At 62.5% G+C, this 17,237-nt stretch carries 12 protein-coding genes; 10 read left to right on the forward strand and 2 right to left on the reverse strand.

What is annotated here, in order from left to right; translation table 11 throughout:
• Positions 1-28: 28 nt before the first annotated feature.
• Together LOY35_RS02065 and LOY35_RS02070 are read right to left on the reverse strand one after the other, a co-directional pair.
• Positions 29-2,473: a penicillin-binding protein 1A gene (locus LOY35_RS02065; protein ID WP_408981237.1), complete on the reverse strand. Its 2,445-nt coding sequence runs from the start codon at positions 2,471-2,473 to the stop codon at positions 29-31.
• Entirely contained in the window at positions 2,473-2,598 is a 126-nt protein-coding gene (locus LOY35_RS02070) for a hypothetical protein (RefSeq protein WP_258630133.1), read from the reverse strand. The genes LOY35_RS02065 and LOY35_RS02070 overlap by 1 nt, the downstream gene beginning before the upstream one ends.
• Positions 2,599-2,681: 83 nt before the next feature.
• On the opposite strand from LOY35_RS02070, the gene LOY35_RS02075 reads away from it, so the two are divergent.
• From LOY35_RS02075 to LOY35_RS02120, 10 genes are all read left to right on the forward strand, one after another.
• A complete protein-coding gene (locus tag LOY35_RS02075) occupies positions 2,682-3,746 on the forward strand; it encodes a pilus assembly protein PilM (protein ID WP_258630136.1) in 1,065 nt (354 codons plus the stop codon).
• On the forward strand, positions 3,746-4,312 hold the full coding sequence (locus LOY35_RS02080) for a PilN domain-containing protein (protein ID WP_258630137.1): 567 nt from the start codon (positions 3,746-3,748) through the stop codon (positions 4,310-4,312). The genes LOY35_RS02075 and LOY35_RS02080 overlap by 1 nt, the downstream gene beginning before the upstream one ends.
• On the forward strand, positions 4,309-4,932 hold the full coding sequence (gene pilO, locus LOY35_RS02085; RefSeq protein ID WP_258630140.1) for a type 4a pilus biogenesis protein PilO: 624 nt from the start codon (positions 4,309-4,311) through the stop codon (positions 4,930-4,932). The genes LOY35_RS02080 and pilO overlap by 4 nt, the downstream gene beginning before the upstream one ends.
• Positions 4,929-5,471, forward strand: coding sequence for a pilus assembly protein PilP (locus tag LOY35_RS02090; protein WP_258630143.1), 543 nt, complete (start codon positions 4,929-4,931; stop codon positions 5,469-5,471). The genes pilO and LOY35_RS02090 overlap by 4 nt, the downstream gene beginning before the upstream one ends.
• Positions 5,468-7,540 (forward strand): type IV pilus secretin PilQ, encoded by a 2,073-nt coding sequence (gene pilQ, locus LOY35_RS02095; protein ID WP_258630146.1) that lies wholly within the window; start codon positions 5,468-5,470, stop codon positions 7,538-7,540. Before LOY35_RS02090 ends, pilQ begins: the two co-directional genes overlap by 4 nt.
• Before the next feature lie 4 nt (positions 7,541-7,544).
• Complete coding sequence (gene aroK / locus LOY35_RS02100; protein ID WP_042731985.1) at positions 7,545-8,063, forward strand: shikimate kinase AroK; 519 nt, start codon at positions 7,545-7,547, stop codon at positions 8,061-8,063.
• Between the two features lie 148 nt (positions 8,064-8,211).
• Positions 8,212-9,312, forward strand: coding sequence for a 3-dehydroquinate synthase (gene aroB, locus LOY35_RS02105; RefSeq protein ID WP_258630149.1), 1,101 nt, complete (start codon positions 8,212-8,214; stop codon positions 9,310-9,312).
• Between the two features lie 10 nt (positions 9,313-9,322).
• Positions 9,323-10,882, forward strand: coding sequence for an AAA family ATPase (locus LOY35_RS02110; RefSeq protein WP_258630150.1), 1,560 nt, complete (start codon positions 9,323-9,325; stop codon positions 10,880-10,882).
• A 349-nt stretch (positions 10,883-11,231) separates the two neighbouring features.
• Positions 11,232-15,680 (forward strand): glutamate synthase large subunit, encoded by a 4,449-nt coding sequence (gene gltB / locus LOY35_RS02115; protein WP_258630159.1) that lies wholly within the window; start codon positions 11,232-11,234, stop codon positions 15,678-15,680.
• A gap of 33 nt (positions 15,681-15,713) precedes the next feature.
• Complete coding sequence (locus LOY35_RS02120; RefSeq protein ID WP_258630162.1) at positions 15,714-17,132, forward strand: FAD-dependent oxidoreductase; 1,419 nt, start codon at positions 15,714-15,716, stop codon at positions 17,130-17,132.
• Positions 17,133-17,237 lie beyond the last annotated feature (105 nt).

Below are 17,237 nucleotides of genomic sequence, written 5' to 3' on the forward strand. Positions count from 1 at the left end.
TTGCGGCTTGACGCTCGCCGCTGCTTTCCTAGAACAGATCGATCGGCGCCGCTTCATCCGCCGGCAGCGGGCTGCCCGGCGCAACGCCATTGCCCAGTTCGTTGATCGACGGCGGGGTGTCTTCGCTCTTGAACAGCTCGAAGTACGCCCCCGGGGTGCCTGGCGTGGCCGCGCGGCCGCTGACCGGGTCGACCCGCAGGCTGAGGATGCCTTCCGGTTCCGGCTGGGTATGCGGCGGCTTGTCCTTGAGGGCGGCGGCCATGTAGTTCATCCAGATAGGCAGCGCCACGGTGCCACCGAACTCGCGGCGACCCAGGCTCTCGGGCTGGTCGAAACCGGTCCAGACGGTGGTCACGTAATCGGCGTTGTAGCCGGAGAACCAGGCGTCCTTGGATTCGTTGGTGGTGCCGGTCTTGCCCGCCAGGTCGGTACGTCCCAGGGCCAGTGCGCGACGGCCGGTGCCGAGCTTGATCACGTCCTCCAGCATGCTGTTGAGGATGTAGGTGGTGCGCCCGTCAACGATGCGTTCGGCGACAGCGGGTGCCTGGGGCGCTGCAGTGGCGGTGCTGGCTTCGCCCGGAGTCGGGTTCACCGTGAACGTCTCGGCGGACGGTGCGGCGACGCCGTCGCTGGCCTGCTCGCCGGTAGGCACCCGCGCCGGGTTGGCCACGAACAGTGTCTCGCCGTTGCGGCTTTCGATCCTGTCGATGAGGTACGGGGTGATCTTGTACCCACCGTTGGCGAATGTGCTCCAGCCCGTGGCGATTTCCATCGGGGTCAGGGTCGCGGTGCCCAGGGCCAGTGACAGGTTGCGGGGCAGGTCCTGTTTGTTGAAGCCGAACCGGGCGATGTAGTCGATGGTGCGATCCACCCCCAGCGCCTGCAACAGGCGGATCGACACCAGGTTGCGCGACTTGTACAGCGCCTCGCGCAGACGGATCGGGCCGAGGAAGGTGTTGGTGTCGTTCTTCGGTCGCCAGACCTTGTCCAGGTACTCGTCGACGAACACGATAGGCGCGTCGTTCACCAGGCTGGCGGCGGTATAGCCGTTATCCAGGGCGGCGCTGTAGACGAACGGCTTGAAGCTCGAGCCTGGCTGGCGCTTGGCCTGCAATGCACGGTTGTAGTTGCTCTGTTCGAAGGCGAAACCACCCACCAGGGAGCGGATCGCGCCGTCCTGCGGATCGAGGGACACCAGTGCGCCTTGTGCGGCCGGGATCTGGCTGAACTTGAGGGCATTGTCCGGCTGGCGCTGCACCCGGATCAGGTCGCCGACCTGGGCCACGTCCGACGGCTGTCGGGGGGTGGGGCCCATGCTGTTGGTGTTGAGGAACGGACGGGCCCATTTCATGGTGTCCCATTTCACCTGTTCCTCAAGCTCGCCGTTGCGCGTCAGCACCTTGATCTCGTCCTTGTCCACCTGGGTGACGATCGCCGGCTCCAGGCCACTGATGGTGCGTTGCTTGGTCAGCTCCAGGGCCCAGGCCTCCTTGGTCTTGCCCGGCAGGCGCGATTCCGGGCCGCGGTAGCCGTGGCGCTGATCGTAGGTCATCAGGCCTTCGTGCAGCGCGGTGTTGGCCATTTCCTGCAAGTTGCTCGGCACCGTGGTGGTGACGCGGAACCCTTCGGTATAGGCATCGCTGCCGTAGCGTCCGACCATCTCGGCCCGGGCCATTTCAGCGATGTACGGGGCGTTCACTTCCGGCGTCTGCACGTGATAGCTGGCGTTCAATGGCTCGTTGATCGCGGCGGTGTAGTCGGCTTCGCTGATCTTGCCGAGCTTGTACATGCGCCCCAGGATCCAGTCGCGACGCTCCTTGCTGCGCGCCGGGTTGGCCAGCGGGTTGAAGCGCGACGGCGCCTTGGGCAGGCCGGCAATCATCGCCATCTGCGCCAGGCTCACGTCACGGATCGACTTGCCGTAGTACACCTGGGCCGCCGCCTCGATGCCATAGGCGCGGTTGCCCAGGTAGATCTTGTTCACGTACAGCTCGAGGATTTCATCCTTGGTCAGCTGCCGTTCGATCTGCAGGGCCAGGAGAATCTCGGTGGTCTTGCGCGAGAAGCTGCGCTCGCTGGTCAGGAAGAAGTTCTTGGCCACCTGCATGGTAATGGTGCTGCCGCCGGACTGGATGTGCCCGCTCCGGACCAACTGGCTGGCGGCACGCATCAGGCTGCCCGGATCGACGCCATAGTGGTTGGCGAAATTGTCGTCTTCGGCGCTGAGTAACGCATTGATGAAATTGGGCGGGATGTCGGCGAAGCGGATCGGCGTGCGGCGCATCTCGCCAAATTCGGCAATCAGCTTGTTGTCGCTGCTGTATATCCGCAAAGGAATCTGCAACTGAATACTTCTCAGCGCCTCCACGGATGGCAATCCCGGACTAAGGTAAAGAAACGCACCGCTCAGACCCAGGAGCAGTCCGCAGAAAACGGCGATGATGGACCATCCGAAAAATTTCAGCAGACGAATCAAGGCTTTTGGATATCCAGGCAAAGAATGAAAAAAGGCGTCAGGTGCAGGGAAAGACCCGTGCTTGCAGCAAAGCGAAAAAAACGCTGCGCATTATAAGCATTTTTTTCCGTCGCAAACGTCATCCGGACGTCCGTCGGGCTGGGGTGATTGAACGCAATGCGTATTAGAGAGTCCGTAACTCACGGATAGTCATAGGGAATTGGTAGTGCTACGACTCTTCAATAAAAAAGCCCATACGCTTCTGGGCATCGACATCAGCTCCACATCGGTGAAGCTGCTCGAGCTGAGCCGCCAGGGTGACCGTTACCGTGTCGAGTCCTACGCGGTCGAACCGTTGCCGGCCAACGCCGTGATCGAGAAGAACATCGCCGAGCTCGAGGGGGTCGGGCAGGCGTTGTCCCGGGTTCTGGTCAAGGCCAGGACGCCCTCGCGCAGCGTCGCGGTGGCCGTGGCGGGGTCGGCGGTGATCACCAAGACCATCGAGATGGATGCCGGGCTTTCCGACGACGAGATGGAGAACCAGCTCAAGATCGAGGCTGACCAGTACATTCCCTATCCACTGGATGAAGTCGCCATCGATTTCGAGGTCCTGGGTGTGTCGCCGCGCAACAACGAGCGGGTCGAGGTGCTGCTGGCGGCCTGTCGCAAGGAAAACGTCGAAGTTCGCGAGGCGGCGCTGGCGCTGGCGGGGCTGACGGCCCGGGTGGTCGACGTGGAAGCCTACGCATTGGAGCGCGCCTTCGGCCTGCTCGCCACGCAACTGGCCGCGTCCCAGGAGCGGTTGACCGTTGCGGTGATCGATATCGGCGCCACCATGACCACCCTGAGCGTGCTGCACAACGGGCGCATCATCTATACCCGCGAGCAATTGTTCGGCGGTCGCCAGCTCACCGAGGAAATCCAGCGGCGCTACGGCCTGACCCTCGAACAGGCCGGCCTGGCAAAGAAGCAGGGGGGCTTGCCGGACGATTATCTCAGCGAGGTGCTGCAGCCTTTTCGCGAGGCGTTGGTGCAGCAGGTTTCGCGGTCCCTGCAGTTTTTCTTCGCTTCGGGCCAGTACAGCGCGGTGGACCACATCCTGTTGGCTGGAGGTACGGCGTCAGTCGCCGGGCTGGACCGGTTGATCGAACAGCGCCTGGGCACGCCGACCCAGGTGGCCAACCCGTTTTCCAACATGGCCCTGGGCAGCAAGGTCAATGCCGGCGCCCTGGCCAGTGATGCGCCAGCGCTGATGATCGCTTGCGGACTGGCCCTCAGGAGTTTCGACTGATGGCACGGATCAACCTTCTTCCCTGGCGCGAAGAGCTGCGTGAAGAGCGCCGCAAGCGCTTCCTGCTGGCATTGGTGGGGGCGCTGGTCGGGGCGGTGGGGGTGACCTTGATCGGGGTTCAGTACCTGCACAGCGCCATCAACCACCAACTGGCGCGTAACGGGCATATTTCCGAGCAGATAGCGGTACTGGACGAGCGCATCAAGCAGATCAGCGAGCTGAAAGCCCGTCGCCAACAATTGCTGGAGCGCATGCGCATCATCCAGGACCTGCAGGGAAACCGCCCGGTCAGCGGGCGCATCTTCGACCAATTGGTGCGCACATTGCCGGACGGGGTGTATTTCACCGAAGTGAAAATGGAGGACAAGACGCTCTCCATCAAGGGCGCCGCGGAGTCCAACAACCGGGTCTCGGACCTGATGCGCAACCTGGACGCGTCGGATCTCTTTGACGCGCCCAGCCTGACGGAAGTCAAGGCCACGACGGCCGGGCAGCTCGACCAGGCCAACGTGTTCCAGCTGACGGTTCGCCAGACCCGGCCGGCCGACGCGGAGGACGCCCAATGAGGCCGGGAGAGTGGCTCGACGCACTGCGCAAGATCGACTTCAGTGATCTGGACACCAACAACGTCGGCTCCTGGCCGATGCCGGTCAAATGGCTGGCCGGCGTCCTGCTGGTGGTCCTGGTCCTGGGGTTGGGCTACAACTTTGCCGTGAGCGACCTGGAAAATCAGTTGCAGCAGGTGCGCGAGGAGGAAAATACCCTCAAGGCGCAGTTCGCGGGCAAGGCCCACATGGCCGCGAACCTGGAACGCTACACCGAGCAGATGAAGCAGATGGAAACCTCCTTTGGCGTGCTGTTGCGGCAATTGCCCAGCGACACCGAGGTGCCTGGGCTGCTGGAAGACATCACCCGCACTGGCCTGGGCAGCGGCCTGGAGTTCGAAGAGATCAAGCTGCTGCCCGAAGTGACCCAGCCGTTCTACATCGAGCTGCCGATCCAGATCACCGTGACCGGTGACTACCATGATTTGGCGACATTCGTCAGCGGTGTTGCCGGGCTGCCCCGCATTGTCACACTGCACGATTTTGACATCGCCCCGGCGGACCCCGAGGCGGGATCGAAGCTGCGCATGAGCATCCAGGCCAAGACCTACCGGTACAACGAGCAGGGGGCGCAACCATGAAGCCGCTCCGCTGCATGGGCCTGCTGGCCGGGCTGGTTGTGCTGGCCGGCTGTAACTACAACAGTGGCTTCGACGACCTGGACGCCTACATGAATGAAGTGCGGTTGCGCCCACCCGGCAAGATCGAGCCGACGCCGACCTTCAAGCCAAATGAAACCTTTACCTACAGCGCGTCCGACCTGCGCAGCCCGTTCTCGCGGCAGGTCCGGGTGGACCAGGCCGAACGGCAAAAAGGCTCGCGCAATGTCCGGCCTGATCCGAACCGGGTCAAGCAGTACCTCGAAGGCTTCAACATCGAACAGTTTGAAATGGTTGGCACGATCGCCAATGCCAGTGGCTCCTATGCGCTGCTACGCGGCGCGGGCGGGGTGCACCGGCTCAAGGTCGGTGACTACCTGGGGCGCAACGACGGGCGAATCGTCGCCATCGGTGCCACCCAGGTCGATGTGGTCGAAATCGTTCCCGATGGCGATGGTGCCTGGCTGGAGCGACCACGGACCATTCCTTTGAAAGAGCACTCAGTGGAACTCGAACAATGAACAGGATTTTTACCGCCTTCGGTGTTTCGCTATGGATGGCGCTGATGTCACCGATGGTGCTTGGGGCGAGCCTGAAGACGCTGGATGTCGCGGCTTTGCCGGGGGACCGGGTCGAGTTGAAGCTTTCTTTCGATGGGCCACCGCCGACGCCCCGTGGCTATACCACCGAACAACCGGCCCGGATTGCCCTGGACCTGCCAGGGGTGACCAATCAGCTGGCGCGCAAGACCCAGGACCTGGGCAGCGGCAATGCACGCAGCGCCACCGTGGTCGAGGCGGGGGACCGTACCCGGCTGATCATCGGCCTCACCCAGTTGGTGCCGTATAACGCTCGGGTCGAAGGTAATAATCTGTTCGTGGTGGTCGGTAAGGGCGCGGAGCCGAAATCTACCGCCCAGGCCCCACGTCCGGCGGCTGCCGGTGTGGTGCCAGCCAGGAGCAACGCGCCGGTGGGCCGGGCCATTCGTGGCGTGGACTTCCAGCGCGGGACCCAGGGTGAAGGCAACGTGGTGATCGACCTGTCCGACCCGTCCATTGCGCCGGATATCCAGGAGCGGGAAGGCAAGATCATTCTCAACTTCGCCAGGACCCAATTGCCCGAACCGTTGCGGGTGCGCCTGGACGTCAAGGACTTCGCCACCCCGGTGCAGTTCGTCAACGCCAGCGCCGGTTCCGACCGGGCCACCGTCAGCATCGAGCCCGGCGGTACCTTCGATTATTCGACCTACCAGACCGACAACAAGCTGACCGTCAGCGTCCGGCCCATGACGGTCGAGGACTTGCGCAAGCGCGATACCGACCGTGCGGCCTACAACGGTGAAAAGCTGTCCCTGAATTTTCAGGACATCGAAGTGCGCTCGGTCCTGCAGCTGATTGCCGATTTCACCAACCTGAACCTGGTGGCAAGCGACACGGTGCAGGGCGGTATCACCTTGCGGTTGCAGAATGTTCCCTGGGACCAGGCGCTGGACCTGGTGCTGAAGACCAAGGGGCTGGACAAGCGCAAGGTCGGCAATGTGCTGTTGGTGGCCCCCGCCGATGAGATTGCGGCTCGCGAGCGCCAGGAACTGGAATCCCAGAAGCAGATTGCCGACCTGGCGCCGCTGCGGCGAGAGCTGTTGCAGGTCAACTATGCGAAGGCGGCGGACATCGCCAAGCTGTTCCAGTCGGTGACCAGCGCCGAAGCGAAAGCCGATGAGCGCGGTACGATCACGGTGGATGAGCGAACCAATAACATCATTGCCTACCAGACCCAGGACCGGCTCGACGAATTGCGCCGGATCGTGGCGCAGCTGGATATTCCGGTGCGCCAGGTAATGATCGAGGCCCGGATCGTTGAGGCCAACGTCGATTACGATAAAAGCCTGGGCGTGCGTTGGGGCGGCTCGGTGCAGAACAAGGGCAACTGGAACACTTCGGGCGTGACCAACGGCAGCTCCACCACCATCGGCACGCCGGGCAGCACCAGCACCAACCAGCCGTTCGTCGACATGGGCGCGTCGGGCAATACCTCGGGTATCGGCATTGCGTTCATCACCGACAACGTACTGCTGGATCTGGAACTGACAGCCATGGAAAAAACCGGTAACGGGGAAATCGTTTCCCAGCCCAAGGTAGTGACCTCCGACAAGGAGACCGCAAAAATCCTCAAGGGCACGGAAATTCCCTACCAGGAAGCCAGTTCCAGTGGGGCCACCTCGGTGTCGTTCAAGGAAGCCTCGCTATCGCTGGAGGTCACCCCGCAAATCACACCGGACAACCGCATCATCATGGAGGTCAAGGTCACCAAGGATGAGCCGGACTACCTGAACAAGGTCCAGGAAGTACCACCGATCAAGAAGAACGAAGTCAACGCCAAGGTGTTGGTCAATGATGGCGAGACCATTGTGATTGGCGGGGTTTTCTCAAATACTCAGAGCAAGGTTGTAGATAAGGTGCCATTTCTTGGCGATGTGCCGTATCTTGGCCGCCTTTTCCGGCGTGATCTGGTTTCGGAGAAAAAATCCGAGCTGCTGGTATTCCTCACTCCGCGTATCATGAATAACCAGGCGATTGCTGTGAGTCGTTGATTCTGTGCGAAATTTGATTCTTGTTGGGCCGATGGGCGCTGGAAAAAGCACCATCGGCCGTTTGCTGGCCAAAGAGCTGCGCCTGCCGTTCAAAGATTCCGACAAGGAAATTGAATTGCGCACGGGCGCCAATATCCCGTGGATTTTCGACAAGGAAGGCGAACCAGGCTTTCGTGATCGCGAGCAGGCGATGATCGCCGAGCTGTGCGCGTTCGAAGGTGTGGTGCTGGCCACCGGTGGCGGCGCCGTGATGCGCGAAGCCAACCGTCGGGCGCTGCATGCTGGCGGACGGGTGGTCTACCTGCACGCCTCCGTCGAACAGCAGGTCGGCCGTACCGCCCGGGACCGCAACCGTCCGCTGTTGCGCACCGCCGATCCGGCCAAGACCCTGCGGGACCTGCTGGAGCTGCGTGATCCGCTGTACCGGGAGATCGCCGATCTGGTGGTGGAAACCGACGAACGGCCTCCGAGGATGGTGGTGCTGGACATTCTCGAACGTCTGCAGCAGCTGCCTCCCCGTTAATGCACCACGGGAAATGCGCTATCCTCGGCGTCTCGCCGTCATCCGCCGGGGCGTGGCGGATGGCCGTCGAGTGGCGTCACAGCAGACACCGTGGACTTTTCGTTAATTGCAGGCAGGACGCCTGATTCCATCTTCACCGTGGGGACACATGCAGACACTAAAGGTTGACCTGGGCGAGCGCAGCTACCCGATTCACATTGGCGAAGGCTTGCTGGACCAGCCGCAACTGCTGGTGCCACATATCGCTGGGCGGCAAGTCGCGATCATCTCCAACGAAACCGTCGCGCCGTTGTATCTGGAGCGCCTGACCCGCAGCCTGTCAGCCTTTTCGGTCATTTCCGTGGTGTTGCCCGACGGCGAGGCGTTCAAGAACTGGGAAACCCTGCAATTGATTTTCGACGGCCTGCTGACCGCGCGGCATGACCGTCGCACCACGGTGGTGGCCCTGGGCGGTGGCGTGATCGGCGACATGGCCGGTTTTGCCGCGGCCTGCTACCAGCGTGGCGTCGACTTCATCCAGATTCCTACCACGTTGCTGTCCCAGGTCGACTCGTCGGTGGGCGGCAAAACCGGGATCAACCATCCACTGGGCAAGAACATGGTTGGCGCTTTCTATCAGCCCAACGTGGTGCTGATCGATACCGCTACCCTCAATACCTTGCCGGCCCGTGAGTTGTCCGCGGGGCTCGCGGAGGTCATCAAGTACGGGCTGATCTGCGACGAGCCGTTCCTGGGCTGGCTTGAAGAGAACGTCGATCGCCTGCGGGCGCTGGACCAGGCAGCCCTGACCTACGCCATCGAGCGCTCCTGCGCGGCCAAGGCCGCGGTGGTCGGTGCCGATGAGCGGGAGTCGGGTGTGCGGGCCACGCTCAACCTGGGCCACACCTTTGGGCACGCCATCGAGACCCACATGGGGTATGGTGTCTGGCTACATGGCGAGGCGGTCGCGGCCGGCACGGTCATGGCCCTGGAAATGTCCGCGCGCCTGGGCTGGATCAGCGAGCAGGAGCGTGATCGCGGCATTCGTCTCTTCCAGCGCGCCGGGCTACCGGTGGTGCCTCCCGAGGAAATGACCGAGGCCGATTTCCTCGAACACATGGCAATCGACAAGAAAGTGATCGATGGTCGTCTGCGTCTGGTGCTGCTGCGCCGCATGGGCGAAGCGGTGGTGACCGACGATTATCCGAAAGAGGTTCTACAGGCCACGCTGGGCGCGGATTACCACGCCCTGGCTCAGCTTAAAGGTTAATAAGATTCCGATGACTAGTTTGCATGCCGACGAGGCTTTCCTCGGCCATTTCCAGTTGAGTCACGACCCCTTCGCGCCACGGGTCCCCGGCTTCAAGTTCTTCCCGGCCCAGCGCAAGCCGGTGCTGGGTCAGTTGCATCACCTGGCGCGCTACAGCCAATTGCTGCTGGTCGTCACCGGTCCCCAGGGCAGTGGCAAGACCTTGCTGCGCCAGGCCCTGGTGGCCAGCACCAACAAGCAATCGGTGCAAAGCGTGGTGGTCTCGGCCCGTGGTGCCGGCGATGCCGCCGGCGTGCTGCGCCAGGTCGCCCAGGCGCTGAACCTGGCCCAGGCCGAAGTGGGCGTGATTCTCGACCAGATCGTCCAGTTGGCGCTGACCGGGCAGGAAGTCTACCTGCTGGTGGATGACGCCGAGCAGCTCGACGAGTCGGCCCTGGAAGCCTTGCTGGCGCTGGCGGCCGGTGCGCCGGAAGGGCGTCCCCATGTGTTCCTGTTTGGCGAGTCGTCGTTGATCGCCGATCTGGACCAGCTGGAACTCGAGGAGGAGCGTTTCCATGTCATCGAACTGGCGCCCTACACCGAAGAAGAGACCCGTGAATACCTGGATCAGCGTCTTGAAGGTGCGGGCCGGGGTATCGAACTTTTTACCGCCGATCAGATCTCTGAGATTCACGAAGGCTCCGGCGGCTGGCCTGGCAACATCAACCAGGTCGCTCGTGATGCCTTGATCGAAGTCATGATTGCCAGCCGCTCAGCGGTGAAGCGTCCAACCATGGGGTTCAACATGCCGAAGAAACACGTATTGGCGATTTCCGCCGTCGTCGTGGTCGCGGTCGTCGCGGCCTGGCTGATGCCGGGTCACAACAAGGCGCCGACGACCGGCGCACCTGCCAACGAACAGGCACAACTGCCCCTCGGCCAAGAGGCGCCGAAACCCAATGGCGGCGCGCCGGCGGTGGAATTTGCCGGCAGCACCCAGCCGATGCCGTTGCCGCTGGTCGGCCAGTCGCAACCGGTCATGCGCGGGCCCCTGGCCGAAGCCGCCGGTGGAATCACCGAGGGCGACGATGGCGCGGCGCCACCGATCGACGACGGCGACACGCCGCCAACCGTGACCACCACGGCGCCGCCTGAGGGTGTACCAGCTGGCCCGGCACCCGCTCCGGCCGCCAAGCCGACCCCGGCTCCGACCCAGGTGGCGACGGCCAAGCCTGCTCCGGCGCCGGCTGCCAAACCGACGCCTGCCCCGGCGGCCAAGCCTGCTGCACCGGCCAAGGCCGCGGGTGGCAACTGGTATGCCGGCCAGGCACCGGGCAACTACGTCGTACAGATTCTCGGCACCAGCTCCGAAGCTTCCGCGCAGAACTTCGTCAAGCAGCAGGGCGGCGAGTATCGTTATTTCAAGAAAATCCTCAACGGCAAGCCGCTGTATGTCATCACCTACGGCAGCTTTGCCAGCCATGATGCAGCCGTTTCCGCCATCAAGGCCTTGCCAGCGAAGGTCCAGGCTGGTAAACCTTGGCCTCGCACTGTCGCCAGCGTCCAACAGGAACTGGCTGCAACTCGCTGAAGATTCGGCGGCCTTACCCAGGCCGCCTCTCCCGGCAACCTCAATATTTCTGCAAGAGCGAGCGGCCTTTCGGCCGCGCGCCTTGTGGTGTCTGCGTCACAGTAGCGTTTGAGTCGTAGCGGTCGAACCCAAAAAAGTTTTGACTAGCACAGCATATAGCTTTAAACCTTTCACAAATGCGACATGAATTTGCGACGTTTCGTCGTCAAATTTGTGGGTGTCTGTGTCGGCATGTACAATGACCTTCCTTTTGCCCCCGCAAAGCCGGCGTACGTTCGGCGCGACATGCAACTGGCTGAATTGAAAAGAAATTTGTCTCGATAAGAGGCAGCCTGGTGAGAAAGTGTCTATGAAAGCAGGTCTGTACCAACCAGATGAATTCAAGGATAACTGTGGTTTTGGCCTGATAGCCCACATGCAGGGCGAGCCCAGCCACACCCTTTTGCAAACGGCCATTGAGGCCCTGACCTGCATGACCCACCGTGGTGGGATCAACGCCGACGGCAAGACCGGTGATGGTTGTGGCTTGCTGATTCAAAAGCCTGATGAATTCCTGCGTGCCATTGCCCAGGAAACGTTTGGCGTTACCCTGCCCAAGCAGTACGCCGTGGGCATGGTGTTCTTCAACCAGGACCCGGTGAAAGCCCAGGCCGCTCGCGAAAACATGGACCGCGAGATCCTGGCCGCCGGCCTGCAACTGGTCGGCTGGCGCAAAGTGCCGATCGACACCAGTGTCCTCGGTAGCCTGGCCCTGGCGCGCCTGCCGCAGATCGAACAAGTGTTCATCGCCGGCGAAGGCCTGAGCGACCAGGAAATGGCGATCAAGCTGTTCAGCTCCCGTCGTCGCTCGTCCGTGGCCAACGCCGCCGACACCGACCACTACATCTGCAGCTTTTCCAACAAGACCATCATCTATAAAGGCCTGATGATGCCGGCGGACCTGACCGCCTTCTATCCGGACCTGAGCGACGAGCGCCTGAAAACCGCGATCTGCGTGTTCCACCAGCGCTTCTCCACCAACACCCTGCCGAAATGGCCGCTGGCCCAGCCATTCCGCTTCCTCGCCCACAACGGCGAGATCAACACCATCACCGGCAACCGCAACTGGGCCCTGGCCCGTCGCACCAAGTTCGCCAACGACCTGATGCCCGATCTCGAAGAACTCGGCCCGCTGGTCAACCGCGTGGGCTCGGACTCCTCGAGCATGGACAACATGCTCGAACTGATGGTGACCGGTGGCATCGACCTGTTCCGTGGCGTGCGCATGCTGGTTCCGCCGGCATGGCAGAACGTCGAGACCATGGACCCGGACCTGCGGGCGTTCTACGAATACAACTCCATGCACATGGAGCCGTGGGACGGCCCGGCCGGTATCGTCATGACCGACGGCCGCTATGCCGTGTGCCTGCTGGACCGTAATGGTCTGCGCCCGGCGCGCTGGGTCACCACCACCAACGGTTTCATCACCCTGGCTTCGGAAATCGGCGTCTGGAACTACCAGCCCGAAGACGTCATCGCCAAGGGCCGCGTCGGCCCGGGCCAGATCTTTGCCGTGGACACCGAAACCGGCCAGATCCTTGACACCGACGCCATCGACAACCGCCTCAAGTCCCGTCATCCATACAAGCAATGGCTGCGCAAGAACGCCCTGCGCATCCAGGCGACCATGGAAGACAACGACCACGGCTCGGCTTTCTACGACGTCGATCAGCTCAAGCAGTACATGAAGATGTACCAGGTGACGTTCGAAGAGCGTGACCAGGTGCTGCGTCCGCTGGGCGAGCAGGGCTACGAAGCGGTCGGCTCCATGGGCGACGACACGCCGATGGCGGTGCTGTCGCAGCGCGTGCGCACACCGTACGACTATTTCCGCCAGCAGTTCGCCCAGGTGACCAACCCGCCGATCGACCCGCTGCGCGAAGCGATCGTGATGTCCTTGGAAATCTGCCTGGGCGCCGAGCGCAACATCTTCCAGGAGTCGCCGGAACACGCCTCGCGGGTGATCCTCAGCTCGCCGGTCATCTCCCCGGCCAAGTGGCGTTCGCTGACCAACCTCGACCGTCCGGGCTTCGCGCGTCAGGTCATCGACCTGAACTACGACGAAAGCGTCGGCCTCGAAGCGGCTATCCGCAATGTGGCCGATCAGGCTGAAGAAGCCGCGCGCGCCGGTCGTACCCAGATCGTGCTCAGCGACCGTCACATTGCGCCGGGCAAGTTGCCGATCCACGCATCCCTGGCCACCGGTGCGGTGCACCATCGTCTGACCGAAAAAGGCCTGCGCTGCGATTCCAACATCCTTGTCGAAACCGCCACCGCCCGTGACCCGCATCACTTTGCGGTGTTGATCGGTTTTGGCGCTTCGGCGGTGTATCCGTTCCTGGCCTACGAAGTGCTCGGCGACCTGATCCGTACCGGTGAAGTGCTGGGCGATCTCTATGAGGTGTTCAAGAACTACCGCAGGGGCATCACCAAGGGGCTGCTCAAGATCCTCTCGAAGATGGGCATCTCGACCATCGCCTCGTACCGTGGCGCGCAACTGTTCGAGGCTATCGGCCTGTCCGAAGAAGTCTGCGAACTGAGCTTCCGTGGCGTGCCGAGCCGCATCAAGGGTGCGCGCTTCGTCGACATCGAAGCCGAACAGAAGGCCCTCGCAGCTGAAGCCTGGAGTCCGCGCAAGCCGATCCAGCAAGGCGGCCTGCTGAAGTTCGTCCACGGCGGCGAATACCACGCCTACAACCCGGACGTCGTGAACACCCTGCAAGCCGCCGTGCAGCAGGGTGACTACGGCAAGTTCAAGGAATACACGGCGTTGGTGGACAACCGCCCGGTGTCGATGATCCGCGACCTGCTCAAGGTCAAGACCCTGGACACGCCGCTGGACATCAACGAAGTGGAACCCCTGGAGTCGGTGCTCAAGCGCTTCGACTCCGCCGGTATTTCCCTGGGTGCCCTGTCCCCGGAAGCCCACGAAGCCCTGGCCGAAGCCATGAACCGCCTCGGTGCGCGTTCCAACTCCGGTGAGGGCGGCGAAGATCCGGCGCGCTACGGCACCATCAAGAGCTCGAAAATCAAGCAGGTGGCCACGGGCCGCTTCGGTGTGACGCCGGAGTATCTGGTCAACGCCGAAGTGCTGCAGATCAAGGTTGCCCAAGGCGCCAAGCCCGGTGAAGGCGGCCAGTTGCCCGGCGGCAAGGTCAACGGCCTGATCGCCAAGCTGCGTTACGCGGTTCCCGGCGTGACCCTGATTTCGCCACCGCCGCATCACGACATCTACTCGATCGAAGACTTGTCGCAACTGATCTTCGACCTCAAGCAGGTGAACCCGCAGGCACTGGTTTCGGTGAAGCTGGTGGCGGAAGCCGGGGTCGGCACCATCGCCGCCGGCGTGGCCAAGGCCTACGCCGACCTGATCACCATCTCCGGCTACGACGGCGGCACCGGTGCATCGCCGCTGACCTCGATCAAGTACGCCGGTGCGCCGTGGGAGCTGGGTCTGGCTGAAACTCACCAGACTCTGCGCGGCAACGACTTGCGCGGCAAGGTCCGGGTGCAGACCGACGGTGGCCTGAAGACCGGCCTCGACGTGATCAAGGCCGCCATCCTCGGCGCCGAGAGCTTCGGCTTCGGCACCGCGCCGATGATCGCCCTGGGCTGCAAATACCTGCGCATCTGCCACCTGAACAACTGCGCCACCGGCGTGGCGACCCAGAACGAGAAGCTGCGCAAGGACCATTACATCGGCACCGTCGACATGGTGGTGAACTTCTTCACCTACGTGGCCGAAGAAACCCGCGAGTGGCTGGCGAAGCTGGGCGTGCGCTCCCTCGAAGAGCTGATCGGCCGTACCGATCTGCTGGACGTGATCGAAGGGCAGACCGCCAAGCAGCATCACCTGGACCTGACCCCGTTGCTGGGCAGCGATCTGATCCCGGCGGACAAGCCACAGTTCTGCCAGGTCGACCGCAACCCGCCGTTCGACAAGGGCGAGCTGGCCGAGAAGATGGTCGACATGGCCGCTTCGGCGATCAACGACCTGAGCGGTGCCGAGTTCAGCCTGGACATCTGCAACTGCGACCGTTCCATCGGCGCGCGGATCTCCGGCGAAATCGCCCGCAAGCATGGCAACCAGGGCATGGCCCAAGCGCCGATCACGTTCCGCTTCAAGGGGACCGCCGGCCAGAGCTTCGGTGTCTGGAACGCTGGCGGCCTGAACATGTACCTGGAAGGCGATGCCAACGACTACGTGGGCAAGGGCATGACCGGCGGCAAGCTGGTCATCGTTCCGCCCAAGGGCAGCGCCTACAAGACCCAGGACAGTGCCATCATCGGCAACACCTGCCTCTACGGCGCCACCGGCGGCAAACTGTTCGCCGCCGGCACCGCGGGCGAGCGTTTTGCCGTGCGTAACTCCGGGACCCACACCGTGGTGGAAGGTACCGGGGATCACTGCTGCGAATACATGACCGGTGGTTTCGTCTGTGTTCTGGGCAAGACCGGTTACAACTTCGGCTCTGGCATGACCGGTGGTTTCGCCTACGTGCTCGACCAGGACAACAGCTTCGTTGACCGGGTCAACCACGAACTGGTGGAAATCCAGCGGATCAGCGGCGAAGCGATGGAAGCCTACCGCAGCCACCTGCAACGCGTGCTGAATGAGTACGTCGAGGAAACCGACAGCGAGTGGGGTCGTGAACTCGCCGAGAACCTCGATGACTACGTGCGTCGTTTCTGGCTGGTCAAGCCGAAGGCTGCCAACCTGAAGTCGTTGCTTTCCAGCACTCGTGCCAACCCGCAGTGATATGCGCCTGAAGAGTTTGATGAGGTTTTAACAATGGCTGAACGTCTGAATAACGACTTCCAGTTCATCGATGTCGGGCGCAAGGATCCGAAGAAGAAACTGTTGCGTCAACGCAAGAAAGAGTTCGTCGAGATCTACGAACCGTTCAAGCCCCAGCAGTCGGCCGACCAGGCCCACCGCTGCCTGGGTTGCGGTAACCCGTACTGCGAATGGAAGTGCCCTGTGCACAACTTCATTCCCAACTGGCTGAAGCTGGTGGCCGAGGGCAACATTCTCCAGGCCGCCGAGCTGTCCCACCAGACCAACACCCTGCCGGAAGTCTGTGGCCGGGTGTGCCCGCAGGATCGCCTGTGCGAGGGCGCCTGCACCTTGAACGACGGCTTTGGCGCGGTGACCATCGGTTCGGTGGAGAAGTACATCACCGACACCGCGTTCGCCATGGGCTGGCGTCCGGACATGTCCAAGGTCAAGCCGACCGGCAAGCGGGTTGCAATCATCGGTGCCGGCCCGGCGGGCCTGGGTTGCGCCGACGTGCTGGTGCGCGGTGGCGTGACCCCGGTGGTGTTCGACAAGAACCCGGAAATCGGTGGCCTGCTGACCTTCGGCATCCCCGAGTTCAAGTTGGAAAAGACCGTGCTGAGCAATCGTCGCGAAGTCTTCACCGGCATGGGCATCGAGTTCCGCCTGAACACCGAGGTGGGCAGGGACGTGACCATGGAGCAGTTGCTCGAAGAATACGATGCCGTATTCATGGGCATGGGCACCTACACCTACATGAAGGGCGGCTTTGCCGGCGAGGATCTGCCGGGTGTGTACGACGCCCTGGACTTCCTGATTGCCAACGTCAATCGCAACCTGGGCTTTGAAAAGTCGCCGGAAGATTTCGTCGACATGAAAGGCAAGAAGGTGGTGGTGCTCGGCGGTGGCGACACGGCGATGGACTGCAACCGCACCTCGATCCGCCAGGGCGCCAAGTCGGTGACCTGTGCCTACCGTCGTGACGAAGCCAACATGCCCGGTTCGCGTAAAGAGGTGAAGAACGCCAAGGAAGAAGGCGTGAAGTTCCTCTACAACCGCCAGCCGATTGCCATCGTGGGTGAAGACAAGGTCGAAGGCGTGAAAGTGGTCGAGACCCGTCTCGGCGAGCCGGACGCCCGTGGCCGCCGCAGCCCCGAGCCGATCCCCGGCTCTGAAGAGATCATCCCGGCCGACGCCGTGGTGATCGCCTTCGGCTTCCGTCCAAGCCCGGCGCCATGGTTCGAGCAGTTCAGCATCCAGACCGACAACCAGGGCCGAGTCGTGGCCCCGGAACAAGGCCAGTACAAGCACCAGACCAGCAACCCGAAGATCTTCGCCGGTGGCGACATGGTCCGTGGTTCCGACCTGGTGGTAACGGCGATCTTCGAAGGCCGCAACGCGGCTGAAGGGATCCTGGATTACCTGCAAGTCTGACCAGGCGACACACAACCCTGTGGGAGCGAGCTTTTGTGGGAGCAAAGCTTGCTCGCGATCCAGGCGCCGCGGTACTCAAGAGACCGCGGTGTTCTCATCGCGGGC

The sequence above is a fragment of the Pseudomonas sp. B21-028 genome (assembly GCF_024749045.1).
Taxonomy (GTDB): domain Bacteria; phylum Pseudomonadota; class Gammaproteobacteria; order Pseudomonadales; family Pseudomonadaceae; genus Aquipseudomonas.

What these genes read in the sequence shown, in the direction of transcription:
- LOY35_RS02120 (WP_258630162.1), top strand. Translation starts at nt 15,714, where the DNA reads ATGGCTGAACGTCTGAATAACGACTTCCAGTTCATCGATGTCGGGCGC.
- LOY35_RS02110 (WP_258630150.1), top strand. Translation starts at nt 9,323, where the DNA reads ATGACTAGTTTGCATGCCGACGAGGCTTTCCTCGGCCATTTCCAGTTG.
- pilO (WP_258630140.1), top strand. Translation starts at nt 4,309, where the DNA reads ATGAGGCCGGGAGAGTGGCTCGACGCACTGCGCAAGATCGACTTCAGT.
- LOY35_RS02080 (WP_258630137.1), top strand. Translation starts at nt 3,746, where the DNA reads ATGGCACGGATCAACCTTCTTCCCTGGCGCGAAGAGCTGCGTGAAGAG.
- gltB (WP_258630159.1), top strand. Translation starts at nt 11,232, where the DNA reads ATGAAAGCAGGTCTGTACCAACCAGATGAATTCAAGGATAACTGTGGT.
- LOY35_RS02090 (WP_258630143.1), top strand. Translation starts at nt 4,929, where the DNA reads ATGAAGCCGCTCCGCTGCATGGGCCTGCTGGCCGGGCTGGTTGTGCTG.
- aroB (WP_258630149.1), top strand. Translation starts at nt 8,212, where the DNA reads ATGCAGACACTAAAGGTTGACCTGGGCGAGCGCAGCTACCCGATTCAC.
- LOY35_RS02070 (WP_258630133.1), bottom strand. Translation starts at nt 2,598, where the DNA reads ATGACGTTTGCGACGGAAAAAAATGCTTATAATGCGCAGCGTTTTTTT.
- pilQ (WP_258630146.1), top strand. Translation starts at nt 5,468, where the DNA reads ATGAACAGGATTTTTACCGCCTTCGGTGTTTCGCTATGGATGGCGCTG.